Annotated in this window: 16 protein-coding genes; 11 read left to right on the top strand and 5 right to left on the bottom strand. The window is 49.3% G+C overall.

From position 1 onward, the window contains the following. Positions 1-164: 164 nt before the first annotated feature. Positions 165-401: a hypothetical protein gene (locus VIR50_RS01165; RefSeq protein ID WP_331933315.1), complete on the top strand. Its 237-nt coding sequence runs from the start codon at positions 165-167 to the stop codon at positions 399-401. Between the two features lie 68 nt (positions 402-469). Beyond that, positions 470-2401, top strand: a complete 1932-nt coding sequence (locus VIR50_RS01170; RefSeq protein WP_331933316.1) for a family 20 glycosylhydrolase — start codon at positions 470-472, stop codon at positions 2399-2401. Positions 2402-2485: 84 nt separating this feature from the next. On the opposite strand, the gene nadD is transcribed toward VIR50_RS01170, so the two are convergent. From nadD to VIR50_RS01185, 3 genes are read right to left on the bottom strand one after another with little or no spacing between them, the layout of a single operon-like run. Beyond that, positions 2486-3136: a nicotinate (nicotinamide) nucleotide adenylyltransferase gene (nadD, locus tag VIR50_RS01175; protein ID WP_331933317.1), complete on the bottom strand. Its 651-nt coding sequence runs from the start codon at positions 3134-3136 to the stop codon at positions 2486-2488. An 11-nt stretch (positions 3137-3147) separates the two neighbouring features. Beyond that, positions 3148-3765 carry a guanylate kinase gene (gmk, locus tag VIR50_RS01180; protein ID WP_331933357.1) on the bottom strand — a complete coding sequence of 206 codons (618 nt, stop codon included), beginning with the start codon at positions 3763-3765 and terminating at the stop codon, positions 3148-3150. A 13-nt stretch (positions 3766-3778) separates the two neighbouring features. Next, positions 3779-4657: a YicC/YloC family endoribonuclease gene (locus VIR50_RS01185; protein ID WP_331933318.1), complete on the bottom strand. Its 879-nt coding sequence runs from the start codon at positions 4655-4657 to the stop codon at positions 3779-3781. Positions 4658-4748: 91 nt separating this feature from the next. Between VIR50_RS01185 and tsaB the strand changes: the two genes are divergently transcribed. The 7 genes from tsaB (at position 4749) to trpS (ending at position 11677) form a co-directional block, all read left to right on the top strand. After that, positions 4749-5462: a tRNA (adenosine(37)-N6)-threonylcarbamoyltransferase complex dimerization subunit type 1 TsaB gene (tsaB, locus tag VIR50_RS01190; RefSeq protein ID WP_331933319.1), complete on the top strand. Its 714-nt coding sequence runs from the start codon at positions 4749-4751 to the stop codon at positions 5460-5462. A gap of 7 nt (positions 5463-5469) precedes the next feature. After that, positions 5470-6069: a DUF4290 domain-containing protein gene (locus VIR50_RS01195; RefSeq protein ID WP_331933320.1), complete on the top strand. Its 600-nt coding sequence runs from the start codon at positions 5470-5472 to the stop codon at positions 6067-6069. Between the two features lie 8 nt (positions 6070-6077). After that, positions 6078-7388, top strand: a complete 1311-nt coding sequence (gene murA, locus VIR50_RS01200) for a UDP-N-acetylglucosamine 1-carboxyvinyltransferase (RefSeq protein ID WP_331933321.1) — start codon at positions 6078-6080, stop codon at positions 7386-7388. After that, entirely contained in the window at positions 7381-7902 is a 522-nt protein-coding gene (gene rimM / locus VIR50_RS01205) for a ribosome maturation factor RimM (protein WP_331933322.1), read from the top strand. The genes murA and rimM overlap by 8 nt, the downstream gene beginning before the upstream one ends. Positions 7903-7936: 34 nt before the next feature. Continuing rightward, positions 7937-9085, top strand: coding sequence for a 1-deoxy-D-xylulose-5-phosphate reductoisomerase (locus VIR50_RS01210; protein ID WP_331933323.1), 1149 nt, complete (start codon positions 7937-7939; stop codon positions 9083-9085). Positions 9086-9181: 96 nt separating this feature from the next. Next, on the top strand, positions 9182-10558 hold the full coding sequence (gene rseP, locus VIR50_RS01215; RefSeq protein WP_331933324.1) for an RIP metalloprotease RseP: 1377 nt from the start codon (positions 9182-9184) through the stop codon (positions 10556-10558). A 33-nt stretch (positions 10559-10591) separates the two neighbouring features. Further along, a complete protein-coding gene (gene trpS / locus VIR50_RS01220; RefSeq protein WP_331933325.1) occupies positions 10592-11677 on the top strand; it encodes a tryptophan--tRNA ligase in 1086 nt (361 codons plus the stop codon). Between the two features lie 674 nt (positions 11678-12351). Here trpS and VIR50_RS01225 read toward each other — a convergent pair. Further along, on the bottom strand, positions 12352-12744 hold the full coding sequence (locus VIR50_RS01225) for a hypothetical protein (protein WP_331933326.1): 393 nt from the start codon (positions 12742-12744) through the stop codon (positions 12352-12354). Between the two features lie 22 nt (positions 12745-12766). After that, on the bottom strand, positions 12767-13255 hold the full coding sequence (locus VIR50_RS01230) for a low molecular weight protein-tyrosine-phosphatase (RefSeq protein ID WP_331933327.1): 489 nt from the start codon (positions 13253-13255) through the stop codon (positions 12767-12769). Positions 13256-13652: 397 nt separating this feature from the next. On the opposite strand from VIR50_RS01230, the gene VIR50_RS01235 reads away from it, so the two are divergent. Further along, positions 13653-13874: a hypothetical protein gene (locus tag VIR50_RS01235; RefSeq protein ID WP_331933328.1), complete on the top strand. Its 222-nt coding sequence runs from the start codon at positions 13653-13655 to the stop codon at positions 13872-13874. A gap of 79 nt (positions 13875-13953) precedes the next feature. Then, the gene (locus VIR50_RS01240) at positions 13954-16659 is read left to right on the top strand and encodes a fimbrillin family protein (protein ID WP_331933329.1); all 2706 of its coding nucleotides are present in this window, start codon (positions 13954-13956) and stop codon (positions 16657-16659) included. Positions 16660-16686 lie beyond the last annotated feature (27 nt).

Here is a 16686-nt window from a genome sequence, read left to right on the forward strand (position 1 = left end):
TCGTCAGGCTATGGTTTTCGCATTGTGGGGCAATGATTTCACGGGCGCTCGGCTTTAATTGGCAAAGCGTGTGCGAGTGGTTTTCGGAAGGCCGTTTCCTCGCTTTGTGAAAGCTGCCCTTTGACCCTCTCAAAGCAGCCTTATGAGCACGCCAAAGCAGCCCTTTGACTGTCTCAAAGCAGCCCTTTCATAAGGTGAAAGGCCGTTTTTGGGAAAGTCGGGGGCAGGGGCTTGCGAGCAAAGCAGGCGGCGGCGAGGTTGCCCGATGGCCATTGGCGCCCTTTACTTTATTATATAGGGTGGGGAAAAATGTCATTTATCGTGGGCAAGATGGTAAACGATGGCTAAAGAATGGGGCCGCCGCCGGCGAGGTGAAGAAAAGCGTGGAAGCTATAAAATAAATATGGGCATTGGGCGTTTTACAAACAAAGGGGTGCTCAAAAAGTGCCATGTAAAACTCAGAATCTTTATGAAGAAAACGTTATTACTGCTGCTTGTGTTGGCAAATATGGGCTTGTCGCTGCTTGCCATCAACAAAAAGCCGTTCACCATTCCCGAAATCAAGGAGTGGAAAGGTGGCGATGGAATGCTGGAATGCTCCGGGCGGATATGCTGGGACGGCAAGGAAGAACTGCGTGTGGCTAACCAATTGGCGACTGATTATGAGGCGATGTTCGGCCGAAAGCTGACCGTATCAGGTGAAAAGGCCCGTAAGGGCGACATCGTATTGCGCTTAAAAGGCCCAAAGAAGCTGGGCGAGGAAGGCTACACCATGGCCATCGAGGACCAAATCGTTGTCATGGCGGCCCATCGGAAAGGGCTTTATTGGGCCACACGGACGCTGTTGCAATTGTTCGAGCAGGCAAAGTCGCGGGCCTTGCCCCGTGGGTTTATCAGCGATAAGCCCGATTATCCGTTCCGAGGTTTCATGCTCGACTGTGGCCGTAAGTTCTTTTCGATGGATATGTTGCGCGATTATGTCCGCATGATGGCCTATTACAAGATGAATGTTTTTCATATTCACCTGAACGACAACGCCTTTTCGTGGTTCTACAATGGTGACTGGAATCGCACGCCGGCGGCCTTCCGGCTGGAGAGCGAGTACTTTCCGGGGCTGACGGCCCGTGACGGTCATTACACCAAAGATGAGTTCGCGGCCCTTCAGAGGTTGGCCACCGATGTGGGAGTGGAGATAATTCCCGAGATAGACGTGCCGGCTCACTGCTTGGCTCTCACCCGTTATCGGCCCAATCTCGCCAGTAAGGATTACCCACCCGACCACCTCGATTTGTTCAACCCACAGACATGGGATTTCTGTGACTCGCTTTTCACGGAGTATCTTTCGGGGCCTGCCCCCGTGTTTCGTGGCAAGTACGTGCATGTGGGCACGGATGAGTATTCAAACAAGGACCCAAACGTGGTGGAGAAATTCCGCTCGTTTACCGACCATTACATAAAATTGGTGGAGCGATATGGCCGCAAGGCTGTCATTTGGGGTCAGCAGACGCATGCCAAGGGCTCAACGCCCATCAAGGTAAATGACGTTTTGATGTACGCATGGTCTAACGATTACGCTGATCCCGCGGGCATGATGGAGCTTGGTTATCACTTGGTGAGCATTCCGGATGGGCAGGTCTATATCGTGCCCAAGGCGGGTTATTATTTCGATTATCTCAATACGAGGAAACTGTATGCCGAGTGGACGCCCGCTGATATTAACGGGGTGAAGTTTGAGGAACGCCATAAAATGATTGAGGGTGGCGCTTTTGCCGTGTGGAATGACATATCGGGCAATGGAATCAGCGACAAGGATGTGCATTACCGGGTGCTTCCGGCGCTGCGGACGATGGCCACCAAGATGTGGACCGGGGCCCGGCCGACTTTTGCCTACGACGATTTTGTCGAGGCAGGAAAGCTGTTGAGCGAGGCGCCGGGGCTGAATTATGCGGGCTATTATCCGAGGGGAAGGGTGTTGGAAGTGGCGACGGTGGAGCCGGGAGCGTCGTTTGAGCCGGCGCAAATAGGCTGGCAATATCGTGTGAGCTTCGACATTGAGGCACGCGAGGAGGCCCGCGGCACGGTGCTGATGGCCAATGGCGACACGAAATTCTATCTGTCCGACCCTATTTCGGGCAAAATCGGTTTCTCGCGCGACGGTTATCTCAACACGTTTGATTATCAGTTCCACCCCGGTGAGAAAGCTCATGTAACCGTGGTGGGCAATCAGGAGACGACCACTCTTTATGTCAATGGGCGCATGGTGAGCGATTTGCCCGTGAGGAAAATGAGTTTCGGCAAGCGGGGCGACATGTATTATATCAGTACGCTTGTGTTTCCGCTTCGGCAGGCGGGCCGCTTCAAGAGCAAGGTTACGAAGCTGCGAGTGGATAGCGAGGTATAAATGAAACGCTCCGATGTCGGTTCTGTCGACATCGGAGCGTTTTTGTTATTGTATGTAAATGGTGCTTTGACGGAATAGGTGGGGCTATCTCGGCGTGGCTTCCCGATAGTTTTGGATAACCATTTCTTCTATCTCGGCGGGTACAAGGCCCGTAATGGGCTTGCCCTCGGCTATGTTTTGGCGGATTTGCGTGCTGCTGATATTGAGCAGCGGCATGTCGATGACCGTCACGCTTGGGGGCAGTGAGGATTTGTCAATGTGGGCGTTGGGGCGTGGATAGACGAGGATGGAATAATCGCTAAGAATGTCCTGATAGCCAAACCAGCGGTCGAAAGCCTCCCAATTGTCGCCTCCGATAATCAGGGAGAACGTTTTACGAGGGTATGTTTTCGACAAAGCCTGCAGTGTGTGGAGAGTGTAGGAAGGTTTGGGCAGGTGGAATTCAAAGTCTGAAACCTTAATCCTATCCTCATGGGCCAAGGCTATTTGTGCCATTTCCAACCGCTTTTGGTCGTCCAGCAGGTAGCTGTTGCGCTTTAAAGGGTTCTGTGGCGACACCATGAACCATATCTCTTGCAGCGTGGTAGCTTGCAAAAGATGGCGTGCCATGGCGATATGACCGGTATGGATGGGGTTGAACGAACCGCCGAATATACCGATGTGGCCCTCGGTTTGCCCCTCTTTATGCGATGGAATGGGTCCGTCCAAGGTGTCGTTATCCGCTTGCCGGGTCATGAAAATAAAGTTCAGTATTTTAAAAATGCCTTGATGAGCTCGTAGGTTTCTTGTTGTGCTTTCGCCAAGTCGTCGTTGATGACAATGTGATCAAACTGTGATGCGAAGGTCAGCTCGTAATCGGCTTTTGCCAACCGTTGCTCTATCATCTCGGGAGCGTCCGTGCCCCGTCCCTCCAAGCGGCGTCTCAACTCCTCGATTGATGGCGGTTGAATGAATATGCTCAAAGCTCTTTCGCCGTAAAAGCGCTTAATGTTGACGCCACCTTTCACGTCTACATCGAAGATAACGTTCTCTCCGGCCTCTGTTTGCTTATCTACTTGGCTCTTGAGGGTGCCGTAAAAGCGGTTCTCATATACCTCCTCGTATTCCAAGAACTCATCGGCTTGTATCTTTTCCTTGAATGCTTCCGGTGTAAGAAAGAAATATTCAATGCCATCCCGCTCGGCTCCTCGGGGCTGGCGGGACGTACAACTGATGGAAAAAGATAGGTTGAATTCGGGATGTTCGTGTATAAGCCACTGCACGATGGTGCTTTTGCCCGAACCGGAAGGTGCGGAAAAGATGATGAGTTTGCCTCGGTTATGGTTTGGAAGTGGGGTGGTGGAGGTATGGTCGCAGGCTGTCATTTCTTTCAAAAAATTATAATGCGTTGAGTACTTGCTCTTTTATTTGTTCCAATTCGTCCTTCATCTTGACGACGATGTTCTGCATTTCAGCTTGATTACTTTTGCTTCCGGTGGTGTTTATCTCCCTTCCCATCTCCTGAGCGATGAATCCTAACTTCTTGCCGACGCCATGTCCCTCCTCGTTCATGGTCTCTCTGAAGTATTTAAGATGGTTGGTGAGGCGCTGCTTTTCCTCACTTATGTCGAGCTTCTCAATGTAGTAAATCAGTTCTTGCTCAAGTCTGTTCTTGTCGTAGTCGACTCCCGGGATCGATTCCAAGCCCTTGATGAGATTCTGTCGTATCTTTTCGACACGGCTTTTCTCATAAGGTTCAATGCTGGAGAGTAAGTTTGTGATGTTGTTTATCTTCTCTGTAAACTTCTGTTGCAGGGCTTTGCCTTCTTGTTTACGGAAAGCTATGAGGTCGTCAATGGCCGAGTTGATGGCTTGTAGGGCAACGGCCCATTCTTCATCCGTCAACTCTTCTACCTCGTTTTTGGTCGTAACGTCGGGCATTCGCAGGAGTGTGTAGAACCAATCTGTGGGTTCCGGTATGCCGACGGCTTTTGAAATATCTTTTATTTGTTGGTAGTATGCTTGTACAACAGCGGTGTTGATGGGGGCAACTTCATCGGAGGCGTCTTTTTCTATCCAAATGGAGAAATCGATCTTTCCCCTTTCCATGGTCTTCGCAATGAGCTGTCGTATCTCCATTTCTTTCTCTCTATAGAGGGGAGTGATACGTGTAGAAAGGTCCAATGATTTGCTGTTTAAGGATTTTATCTCGACATTAATCTTCTTCTCTTTAAAGGTTGCTACAGATTTCCCGTAACCTGTCATAGATTGTATCATACTCGTTTGACGTTAAATTTCTGCAAAAGTAAGAAAAAATGCGGGAAAAAGAGTAAATTTGCACGTTATTTAGAAGATTTAATAGTTAAGTATGTCGTGTATATTAAATATAGAGACTAGTACCGAAGTGTGCTCTGTGGCGGTAAGTAACGATGCGGAATGTATCTTCAATGAGGAAGACCATAGCGGTCCTAATCATGCGGTCAAGCTGGGACAGTTCGTCGATGAGGCGCTGTCTTTTATCGATAACCATGCCATTCCTTTGGATGCGGTGGCTGTGAGTTGTGGTCCCGGTTCGTACACGGGCTTGCGTATTGGCGCAAGTATGGCCAAAGGTATTTGTTATGGTCGCGATGTGAAACTGATAGCGGTGCCTACTTTGGAGCTGATAACGGTCCCGGTATTGTTGCAGGAGCAAGTTACGGACGACAATGCCCTGCTCTGTCCTATGCTCGATGCACGCCGAATGGAGGTCTACGCTCAACTCTTTGACCGTTCTCTCAAAGAGATTCGACCCATACAAGCCGACATCGTAGATGAAACTTCTTATAAAGAATATCTTGATAAGGGCCCCGTTTACTTCATGGGCAATGGTTCTGAGAAGTGCATGGACGTTATCCGGCACCCCAATGCTCATTTTATTCAAGATATAAAGCCTTTAGCCAAATACATGTTTCCGCTGGCCGAGCGCCGCATCGCTTTGAGTCAGTTTGAGGATGTGGCTTATTTCGTTCCCTTCTACTTGAAGGATTTTGTTGCGAAAGCATCCAAGGATATGTTAGCTTCACTCCATTTGGAAAAATAATATGGTAATGAATATAGAAGGATTGGATTATAATACGCAGCGCGAAAAGCTGATTTTACCGGAATATGGCCGTGAAATTCAGAGCATGGTGGACTATGCTGTCTCGTTGCCGACGAAGGATGAGCGGCAGAAATGTGCGGAAACCATCATCGGAATCATGGATAGAATGTTCCCACAAGACATCGAGGCCGTTGACCATAAGCAGAAATTATGGGACCACTTGGCATTGATGAGCGCTTTCAAGCTGGATATTGATTATCCCGTAGACATCAGTCAGGCCGGTAAAATCTCCGCCAAGCCAGAGCCGATGGCCTATCCCATGAGCCGCATTCCCGTGCGCCACTACGGCAACATGATGTTCGAGATATTTGAAAGGCTCAAGACCATGGAGCCCGGAGAGGAGCGAGACGAGCTGATGAAGTTAGCCGCCAATCAAATGAAGCGCAACTTGAATCATTGGAGTCATGGCTCTGCCGACGATGAAAAGGTAGCGGAAGACTTGGCAAGGTTCACCGATGGCAAGATACAATTGGACCTCAGCCGTTTCCGTTTCGAGAAAATAAATGACAAAGAGCCAGTTGTGAAGAATAACAAAAAGAAAAGATAAGCTTTTGCATGGAGTCTTTTATCATTGAAGGCGGCCACCGTTTGAAGGGAACAATTGTTCCCCAAGGTGCTAAAAACGAAGCCTTGCAAGTGATTTGTGCTTCCATTCTGACTTCAGAAAAGGTACGAATCAAGAATATTCCCAATATTTTGGATGTCAATAATCTTATCAAATTGTTGAAAGAGATTGGCGTAAAAGTCACCCATAACGGTGTGGGTGACTATACGTTTGTGGCCGATGAGCTGAATCTTGGTTATCTTGATAGCGAGGAGTTTGTGCGAAAATGCGCGTCGTTGCGGGGCAGTGTGCTGATGATAGGTCCACTGCTGGGGCGTTTTGGCATGGCAACCATCGCCAAACCCGGTGGAGATAAGATAGGACGGCGGCGTTTAGACACTCATTTCTTGGGCTTTCAGAATCTTGGCGCTCGGTTTGAGAAAGCCGCAGACCGTGACGTTTACCGCATTCAAGGTAAGAACCTCCGAGGCAGTTACATGCTTCTCGACGAAGCATCGGTCACCGGTACGGCCAATGTTATCATGGCCGCGGTGCTTGCCGAGGGCACAACGACCATCTATAATGCGGCATGTGAGCCTTACATTCAGCAACTTTGCCACCTTCTTAACGCCATGGGCGCCAACATCAGCGGCATTGCGAGCAACCTATTGACCATCGTTGGCGTGTCAAAGCTCCATGGCGCCACCCATACCGTGCTGCCCGACATGATCGAGGTAGGCTCTTTCATCGGCATGGCGGCCATGGTTGGCGACGGCGTTACCATAAAGAACGTTTCCGTAGCTAATCTTGGAATCATCCCCGAGGCCTTCAGGAGATTGGGAATCCAAATCAATGTGGAGGGCGATGACCTATTCGTACCCCGTCAGGACCACTATGTGGCCAACTCATTCATCGACGGTACCATCATGACTTTGGCCGATGCGCCGTGGCCCGGGCTCACTCCCGACCTGCTTTCCGTCCTTCTTGTCGTGGCGACGCAGGCATGCGGCACGGTTCTTATCCATCAGAAAATGTTTGAAAGTCGTTTGTTCTTTGTTGACAAACTTATCGATATGGGTGCGCAAATCATTCTTTGCGACCCCCACCGAGCCGTTGTCGTTGGCCATGACCGCAAAATCAAGCTGCGTGCGGGCCGCATGACAAGTCCCGATATTCGTGCGGGAATCGCCTTACTCATAGCCGCTTTAAGCGCCGAAGGCACCAGTCGAATCGCCAATATCGCCCAAATAGACCGTGGTTACGAGAATATAGAAGCCCGTCTGAACCTTTTGGGCGCCAAAATCACACGTGTAAATGATTAAGAAAGACAGCGTTTATAAAATAGGACGCTTGGGAAAACCCCACGGAGTCAAAGGAGAGATGGGCATGATGTTCACCGATGACATCTTTGACCGTGTGGAAGCCGACTATCTCGTGCTTGAGATTGACGGCATATTGGTACCTTTTTTCATGGAGGAATATCGTTTCCGAAACGACGATCAGGTACTGATGAAATTCGTGGACGTCGATACCGACAGCCGTGCCCGTGAGCTTACGGGCTGCGATGTCTACTTTCCGCGGGCGTTGGCCGACAGCCAAGACGACGCCACCTCATGGGCCGAGCTGATTGGTTACACGCTTATCGACGCGTCGAAAGGCACCTCCGTGGGCGAGATTACCCACATCGACGACGCCACCATCAATGTTTTGTTCGAGGTAAGGGCCACCGACGGCCGGGAAGTCTTGATACCGGCTTCCGAAGAGTTGATAGAGGGGATTGACAAAGCCCAACGCCACATTCACGTAAGAGTGCCCGAAGGTATCTTTGAACTTTGAGAATAGCTTATAAAATTGTCACAACCGAGTTACAATGAAACAGCAAATATGTATTTTAGGCTCCACGGGGAGCATTGGAACGCAAGCCTTAGACGTCATCAGACAGCACAACGACCTGTATGAAGTCTACTGTCTCACGGCCAATAACCGTGTGGACCAACTCGCCGCTCAGGCCCATGAATTCAAGCCCGCGGCCGTGGTGATAGCCAACGAAGCTCATTATGGGCGGCTGAAAGAGCTGCTCTCCGATGAGCCCGACATAAAAGTTTACGCCGGGGCGGCCGCCTTGGAGCAAATCGTTGAGGCCCAACCCGTTGATATGGTCTTAGCCGCCATGGTGGGATATGCCGGCCTTGCCCCGACCATTCGTGCCATCAAAGCCCGTAAGAAGATATGTTTGGCCAACAAGGAGACCCTCGTCGTGGCCGGAGAGCTCATCACCCGACTGGCCATGGAGTACCATGCGCCCATCCTTCCGGTAGATAGTGAGCACAGCGCCATATTCCAATGCTTGGTAGGCGAGGACATGAACGAGGTCGAAAAGTTGCTCCTCACCTGCTCGGGTGGGCCTTTCCGTAACTTCACGGCCGAACAGTTGGCCCACGTGACGGCTGCCGACGCCCTGCGACACCCCACATGGGACATGGGCGCCAAAATCACAATAGACTCCGCTACCTTGATGAACAAAGGCTTTGAGGTCATGGAAGCCAAGTGGTTATTTGGCATTCCGGCCGATAAGATACAAGTTCTTATCCATCCACAGAGCGTTGTTCACAGCGCGGTGCAGTATGCCGACGGCGCCGTAAAGGCCCAGTTGGGCGTGCCCGACATGCGATTGCCCATTCAGTATGCCTTTTCTTTCCCGCAACGGTTGCACCTCGACGGCCCGCGGCTCGACCTTTTCAGCCGGCCCCTCGAGTTTTTTGAGCCCGACATGCGGAAATTCAAGTGCTTGGCATTGGCCTACGAGGCGCTCAATAAGGGCGGTAACATGGCTTGTATCCTCAATGCGTCCAACGAAGTGGTCAACGCTGCCTTCCGTGAAGACCGTTGCTCGTTCTTGGCCATGGCCGACATCATCGAGCGAACCATGCAACGTGCCACCTTCATCGAGGCCCCCGACTACGAGGCTTACGTGGCTACCGACGCCGAGGCACGCCGCATTGCCGCCGAAATGCTTTGACATTCATGGCGGCCCAAAGGCTTTCCTTTACCCGTGAAAGCCTGTTTTTATTAAAAAAGTAATCATCAAAAATCAATCGAAAGTTATTATTTACTTATGGAAGTATTTCTGATCAGGTTGTTACAATTCATGTTGTCAATCTCTCTTTTGGTGCTCCTTCACGAAGGAGGCCACTTCTTCTTTTCCAAACTTTTCGGAGTCAGAGTGGAGAAATTCTATCTTTTCTTCGACCCGTGGTTCCATCTTTTCGAGTTCAAACCTAAGAACAGCGACACCGCTTACGGCTTGGGATGGCTGCCCCTTGGCGGCTATTGCAAGATAGCGGGCATGATAGACGAGAGCATGGACACCGAGCAAATGAAGCAACCCATGCAGCCTTGGGAGTTCAGGGCTAAGCCGGCATGGCAACGACTGCTCATTATGGTGGGCGGCGTGCTGGTCAATTTCCTGCTGGCCTTGTTCATTTACTCCATGATTATGTTCGCTTGGGGCGAGGACTACGTGCTCCTGAAGGACATGAAGATGGGTATGAGGTTCAATAAGGAGGCCAAGAGCTACGGTTTCCAAGACGGTGACATCCTCCTTGGAAGCAACGAGGGCCGGTTTAAGGACTTCAATGCCGACGTGTTCCGCACCATCTCCCGTGCCACCCGTGTCGACGTTTTGCGCGACGGCCGTCAGGTAAGCATTCCGCTCTCGGGCGACATCAACCTGCTGGGCATGCTCAAGTCGACGCCCGCTTTCTGTCGTCCGCTCCTCCCGGCTGTCATCGATACCACGGTGGCCGACAGTCCGGCGGCCAACGGCGTGCTGGCTCCGGGCTATAAGATTGTGGCTTTCAACGATAAGCCCATAGGCTCGGCCAACGAGTTCTTGGAGCAAACCTCACGCTTGGAGGACATGATGACCGCCGCCAAAACCCATGCCGACAGCCTTAAAATTCGCACGGTTTACCTCAATTACCTTAACACCGAGGGCGACACCCTGAGCACCCGCTTCGTCCTTTCGCCCGATTTGAAGCTCGGCGTGCGCTTCGTTTCCATGGAGAAAATTTATAAGCAGACCCACGTAAGCTACGGTTTCCTCGAGAGCTTCCCGGCCGGTATCGTCTATGGATGGAACGTATTGAAGGGTTATGTCAGCGACATGCAGTACGTGTTCTCGGCCGACGGCGCGAGGAGCTTGGGCGGTTTTGGCGCCATCGGCAGCCTCTTCCCCTCCTCGTGGGACTGGTATCTCTTCTGGAAGATGACCGCCTTCCTCAGCATTATCCTCGCTTTCATGAACATACTGCCCATTCCCGCCCTCGACGGTGGCCACGTGTTGTTCCTCGTTTACGAGATGGTGACGGGCCGCAAGCCCTCCGAGCGCTTCATGATCGTGGCCGAGTACGTCGGTATAGGAATCCTCATGCTCCTCATGATCGTGGCCAACCTTAACGACATCCTGCGTTGGTTGGGTTATATGTATTAAATAATGGTATATAAAGAAACGAATTAAAATAAGATGGGAAAAATTATCCTGACCGGCGACCGCCCCACGGGCAAGCTCCATTTGGGCCACTACGTGGGTTCGCTTCGCCGTCGTGTCGAACTTCAGAACGAAGGCGACTATGAACGCATGTTGGTCTTTATGGCCGACGTGCAGGCGCTAACCGACAATGCCGACAACCCCGAGAAGATACGGCAGAACATCATCGAGGTGGCGCTCGACTATCTTTCGGTGGGTCTCGACCCAACGAAGTGCACGCTCTTTATCCAAAGTCAGATTCCCGAACTGGCCGAGTTGACCACCTATCTCATGAATCTGATAACCGTAAGCCGTGTGCAGCGCAACCCGACCGTCAAGACCGAGATCAAGATGCGTAACTTCGAGGCCAATATTCCCTTAGGTTTCTTCTGCTATCCGGTGAGCCAAGCCGCCGATATTACGCTGTTTAAGGCCACTACCGTGCCCGCCGGCGAAGATCAGGAACCTATGATTGAGGTGGCGCGCGAGCTGGTGCGACGCTTTAACCAAACCTATGGCGAGGTGCTGGTAGAGCCTGAAATCATGCTGCCCGTTAACCAAACGGCCCGCCGATTGCCCGGTACCGATGGTAAGGAGAAGATGAGCAAGAGCCTTGGCAACGCCATTTACCTGAGCGACGACGCCGATACCGTGTGGAAAAAGGTAAAGGGTATGTACACTGATCCTACCCATATAAACCTCGCCGACCCCGGTCATGTGGAGGGAAACGCCGTGTTTACTTACCTCGACGCGTTCTCCACCGACGCCGATTTTGCGGAGTTTTGGCCCGAGTATCGTAATTTGGACGAGCTAAAGGACCATTACACACGCGGCGGATTGGGCGATATGAAGTGTAAGAAATTCCTCAATGAGGTACTCAATAAGATGTTGGCGCCCATCCGTGAGCGCCGTCACGCCTTTGAGCAGGATATTCCCGAGATTTATAACATACTGAAAGCAGGTTCCGAGGCGGCCCGTGAGGTGGCCTCGCAAACCATGGACGAGGTGCGCAAAGCTATGCAAATAGATTATTTCAACGACGCCGAGCTCATTCGTTCGCAGGCCGAGAAGTATCGCAAATAAGTCGTTCGAGCGACAGAAGGGTGCAATCCTATTACGTGGGTTGCACCCTTTTTTTATGCCGTGTTGTGAAAGTTGTTATGGCTTTCAGTAAAAGTTGTTTTGCCAAATTGTAAACATTGTTATGCCATCTTGCAAAAGTTGTTATGCCAAATTGTAAAAGAAGCGGAGCGATTTTTAACACTTGGGCGCATAGCCGTTGCGAGATTAAAGGGTCGTTTTCTTGGGTTAAAAACCTTGTCGTAGGCTGATGATTGGGCCATAGCGTCCCTTTCGTTGGGTCAAAGCACTGCTTTGGGCCGCCCGGAAGGCCATGATGGCGTGCCCGAAAGCCCGTTTTGAGTGGGCGAAAGGGCTGCTTTGAGCCGGTAAAAAATGGTCTGCGGCTTATTCGGTTTTGCTAAATGGTTGATAGATAGTGGTTTATCGAAGAAATGAAAACTGCGTTATTTCCCGCCACTAATGGGCTTGGTAGGAAATAACGCAGTGGTTTTTGAGGGCTTGTAAAGAAAAATCCTAATTTTTAACACATAGGTTTTAGGATTTAAGAACTGCGCTTTTGCTTCTTAAAACGTCGCTTTTCATGTGCTCAAAACTGTGTTTTTACCCTATCATTGATAGGATATGGCCGGGCAAAAGGTCGTCGTCGGCCCATTCGTTGTGGCCCGGGCGATGTGTTAAGCGTGGAGTACGAGGTCGAGCAACGGGGCGTATGGGCATTCCGCCGTGGCGCAATGGTCACGCAGGCGTTGGGCCGTTTCGTAACCGAGGGTAAGCCTTTGGTGGGCCGTTTCTATGTCGGCGGCCTGCGCCACGTAATCTAAATGGAGCGCCAAGCTATGCGCCGAACCGATGGCAGTGTGGTCGAAGCATTGCAGGTAGTCGGCCGTCCATTCGTCGAGGGTGGCAAACGAGGCTGCGTATTCCACGAACTCGTTGAGCGTTTCCAAGCTCTCGTCCGACAGAAGACCCTCACCCACGACGTCGTCCATCAGGGTAGGCAGGGCGGCCCGTGTCGTTTCGGTGGGTAAATCGATGAGCGTGGCTAAGTGATGGTAGGTTTGTAACATGGTGGTTATCGTTTTGAAAGGGTTATTTATGGAGAAAATGGCGGAGCAATCCCTCACATCCGTCCTCTATCAAGTCGAGCGCCAACTCGAAATCTTCTGCCCCGCCATAATATGGGTCGGGCACATTGGGCCTATCGTGTCGGCTGAAATAATCGGCCATGCGCACTACTTTAGCCGCGTCGTTCTCGGTCGTTGCCTTCGCCGTTATGGCGCTGTAGTTCTCCTCATCCATCACGATGATGCGGTCAAAGCGTGAAAAATCGTGTGCCGCCGTGAACTGTCGGGCCTTGTGGTCCACGCTATATCCCCGGCGTGCGCCGTGCTGTCGCATGCGCTTATCGGGCAGTTGGCCTACGTGCCAGCCACCTATGCCGGCCGAGTCGATGAGGAATTGGTCGGTCAGGCCTGCGTTATCGACCATCTGTTGCATAACGGCGTGGGCCGCGGGCGACCTGCAAATGTTGCCCAAACATATAAATAAGAGTTTCGTTTTGTCCTTGGTTGTGCTCATATTTTTAACTTGTTGATGAATAAAAGTGGGCAGTGGGCGCCGCCAAAGGGCCTACGAGCGGCTGGCGGAGCGCCTTTTTCTGCGTGTCAAAGATACGCTTTTAAATCGAGGAAATGGGCTTTTGGGGCCATTATTGTTACGTTTTACGTAGTAAAAAGCATGTTTTTAGAGAAAACTCAAGTCTATTTTTAGAGTTTAAAAAACCGAAAATACTATGATATTATATGGTTTTTAGAACAAAACTATTGCGTAATTCAAATTTTATTTCGACCTTTGCAGCCCCTTGTTATGCTCATCAATGGTGATTGACTTTAAGGCCCGGGCGCTCTTTTTAGGCTCGGACGATAGCGGCACAACGGGCTTATGATAAAATATTAATTAACTTAACTCAAAACTTATGACAGTAAATGAACCCAAGAAGCGGGCCTATGTAAAGCCCACTACTCATGTAGTAGCCCTTGAGCTCGAGCACTCTTTGCTTGCAGGAAGCGCTAATGTAGGATTTAATCCCAGCGTAGAGAATTCCCGAGACGATAATAATGATACCGATTTAATGCTGGAAGAGGCCCACGAAGCGCTCAGTATGCAGAGCAAGCTTTGGAGTTCCAACAAGGATTAACCTACGTTTTAAGTTTTTCGCAAAGGTCAAAATAGAGAGTCATATTTCATAAAATGATTTCTTTTAAAGTAATAACTACATGATGAAAATAAAGGACTTTTTTAGTCAGAGTGCCTGCAAAATAGCGTATGTCAGCGCTTGTCTTGCCGGACTTACGTTTGTTTCGTGTGCCGACGACGACTTGGTACGCCCCGAAACCAAAGAGAATAAGGGTGCGCTCGTGCGCTTTAACATTATCGATGCGCAGAGTGAGGACGCCGCCACGGCCGCTTCCGCTTATATGACGCGGGCCTCTTTCGCCAAATTATTGTTGCCCCAAGGCCTTACTCCCGAGGACCTTGTTCACCAAACGCTGCCCGCCGTGAGCTCCGATGGTACCGAGGCATGCCTTATCGAGACCACTGTGGCCGGTGTAGTTCCCGTAAAGCGTGACGAAAGTAACCAAACACGTGCGAATGTGGCCACCGAAATTAAAGATAAGTTTAGCGCCATTGGGTATAATGGTAAGAGTGCAGAAGAAGTTGAAAACATTAATAAAGACCCATGGTTTCATAATAATGAGACCAAGGCTAATGGTCAGTTGGTAACTTCTATCTATTGGGATAAGGAGCAACCTTACGCTCGTTTTTATGGTATCTCACCTCATGCAGCGTTTGGTAATGAGAAAATTAAACTCTCGAACCATGATTATAAGTCTACCCCTTACGTAGATTTCCAAGTAGAGAAGGATGTGAAGAATCAGAAAGACCTTATGACTGCTTGTTCGGATGTGGTGCATTACGATGGTACGAATACAGCTTCGGCTGTGGATTTGAAGTTCCGTCATGCGCTCACAGCCGTGCGCTTTAAGGTTGGTCAGAACCTTTCTTACAACAAAACGATAAAGAAAGTAGAGATTAGAGGTGCGAAAAGTGAGGGCCGTTATACACTTGCTTCGGGCAAGAATGGCAATAATGCAGAGTGGAGTGAGCAGGAAACTCCGACAACTTTTGCTCTATCAGACTTGAATGTAAGTACTTCAACTGACGTAAATCAGGTTATCATAGGCGAGAATAACGACAATGGAGTATTCTATATGGTGCCTCAAGACCTTAAGGGTGTAAGTGTTTATATCTATTTCTCGGATAATACAACTGTCAAAACTAAACTTTCAGGTTCATGGGAAGCAGGAACAACGAAGACTTATGCCCTTTCGGAGAAGAAATCTTCATGGCAATATGAACTTACTGTGACAGGACCTACACTTGCAGAGTACGAAGCTACTTCTACCGGAGATTATTCTGTACAGAGTTATCGTATGGTAGATGGTAAGCAAGAGCCTGTCGCGTGGGAGGTCGTAGGTTATGATAATAATAACGATAATACCTTTTCTATGGATGAAAAGCCCCAATGGCTCACTTCTCTTAGTGCTATGAAAGGTGATGGAGGTGTCGCAGCAGAAAAGGGAAAAGCTATGCTTAGCCCCGGCATAGTTGACTACTTAGATAGATATAATAAAGATTTGCAGGGGGCAGATTCTAAAGGAAATGCAGGTAATTACTATAATTTGTCTAATGTTACAGGAGCAGAAGATGTGCAAAATACAGCCAATTGCTATCTTATCTCTGCTCCGGGGTATTATCGTATCCCACTTGTCTACGGCAATGCAATCAAGGATGGCAGACCGAATTATGAGGCTTTCAAAACAGATGTACATGGAGCTAATGTCTTACAGAACTTCAAAGACCATGAAGGTAAAGATATTCGATATGCTTATATTGATACACAGAATTCAGATAACCTTGCTACAAAGGCAGAGGTTTTATGGGAAGAAGAAAGAGGTATTGTAGAAAATCCTTCTATAAATGGCTTCTTTATGAACTTCCATATCTCTAAAGAGAAAATTAGAAGTGGTAATGCTGTCATTGTAGTAAAGAACTCTCAAGGGGTTATTATGTGGTCTTGGCATTTGTGGTTTGCGAAAAAAGAAGCGCTTGATGTTATTGCTGTAAAGAACAAAGAGGGCAAAACTTATAACTTTACTAAAGAAACAGTTGGTTTCTCTTATCTTAAATGGAAAGGAACTGACTATAAGCAGGTTCGTGAAGTTCGTGTAAAGATAGCACAGACTATAGCCAATAATGGTGTAAAGAAGGAGGCTACTATCACTATTTCACAAAAACCCGGAGGGGAGAAAAGTGTTTCTTCTACGCTCTATCAGTTTGGCCGAAAGGATCCTTTCCCCGCAGATAGGTATGAGGCAGGTGCCTATTCTGTTAAATCAGGCCAAGGGTTACAAGAAATAAGTACACTTATTCAAAATCCGGGAACGTTCTATTATGCCTCGGGTTTCCCTCATGATGCTTATAAAACGTCATATACAAACTTGTGGTCAATCAATAATACTGCGGAGAGTTTTAACGATAATAATGTAGTAAAGACTATTTATGATCCATCTCCTGTCGGCTTTAAAATGCCTCCAAGCAATGCTTTTACAGGCTTTACTCTTACAGGAACAGAAGCCAAACTTCCGGCAGATTGGAAAGTAAGTGGCTCTTGGGATAAGGGATGGCACTTTAAAACAGGTGTTGGAAGTGGCGAGTCTATTTATTTCCCTGCGACAGGTTATCGTGATTATAGTATCTCTTATCTGCGTGAACAGGATGAAGAAGGTCGTTATTGGGCAGCTATTCCTTATGAAAATAAAGAAGGTTGTGCCCTGCGTTTTACCGAATCGCTAATAAATCCTCTATATCATAGTGGTCGGTCGAGTGCTTTTGCTGTTCGTCCTATAGCCGAAAAGTAAAATAAAACATGACCGATCATCTTATTG

The sequence above is a fragment of the Prevotella sp. genome (genome assembly GCF_036570325.1).
Classification (GTDB): Bacteria; Bacteroidota; Bacteroidia; order Bacteroidales; family Bacteroidaceae; genus Prevotella.

Bases quoted from the DNA above. Each gene is read 5' to 3' on its own strand.
- VIR50_RS01230 (WP_331933327.1), bottom strand. From the start codon at position 13,255: ATGAGCACAACCAAGGACAAAACGAAACTCTTATTTATATGTTTGGGC.
- rseP (WP_331933324.1), top strand. From the start codon at position 9,182: ATGGAAGTATTTCTGATCAGGTTGTTACAATTCATGTTGTCAATCTCT.
- trpS (WP_331933325.1), top strand. From the start codon at position 10,592: ATGGGAAAAATTATCCTGACCGGCGACCGCCCCACGGGCAAGCTCCAT.
- VIR50_RS01210 (WP_331933323.1), top strand. From the start codon at position 7,937: ATGAAACAGCAAATATGTATTTTAGGCTCCACGGGGAGCATTGGAACG.
- VIR50_RS01235 (WP_331933328.1), top strand. From the start codon at position 13,653: ATGACAGTAAATGAACCCAAGAAGCGGGCCTATGTAAAGCCCACTACT.
- nadD (WP_331933317.1), bottom strand. From the start codon at position 3,136: ATGACCCGGCAAGCGGATAACGACACCTTGGACGGACCCATTCCATCG.
- VIR50_RS01170 (WP_331933316.1), top strand. From the start codon at position 470: ATGAAGAAAACGTTATTACTGCTGCTTGTGTTGGCAAATATGGGCTTG.
- VIR50_RS01185 (WP_331933318.1), bottom strand. From the start codon at position 4,657: ATGATACAATCTATGACAGGTTACGGGAAATCTGTAGCAACCTTTAAA.
- rimM (WP_331933322.1), top strand. From the start codon at position 7,381: ATGATTAAGAAAGACAGCGTTTATAAAATAGGACGCTTGGGAAAACCC.
- VIR50_RS01240 (WP_331933329.1), top strand. From the start codon at position 13,954: ATGATGAAAATAAAGGACTTTTTTAGTCAGAGTGCCTGCAAAATAGCG.
- gmk (WP_331933357.1), bottom strand. From the start codon at position 3,765: ATGACAGCCTGCGACCATACCTCCACCACCCCACTTCCAAACCATAAC.
- VIR50_RS01225 (WP_331933326.1), bottom strand. From the start codon at position 12,744: ATGTTACAAACCTACCATCACTTAGCCACGCTCATCGATTTACCCACC.
- murA (WP_331933321.1), top strand. From the start codon at position 6,078: ATGGAGTCTTTTATCATTGAAGGCGGCCACCGTTTGAAGGGAACAATT.
- VIR50_RS01195 (WP_331933320.1), top strand. From the start codon at position 5,470: ATGAATATAGAAGGATTGGATTATAATACGCAGCGCGAAAAGCTGATT.
- tsaB (WP_331933319.1), top strand. From the start codon at position 4,749: ATGTCGTGTATATTAAATATAGAGACTAGTACCGAAGTGTGCTCTGTG.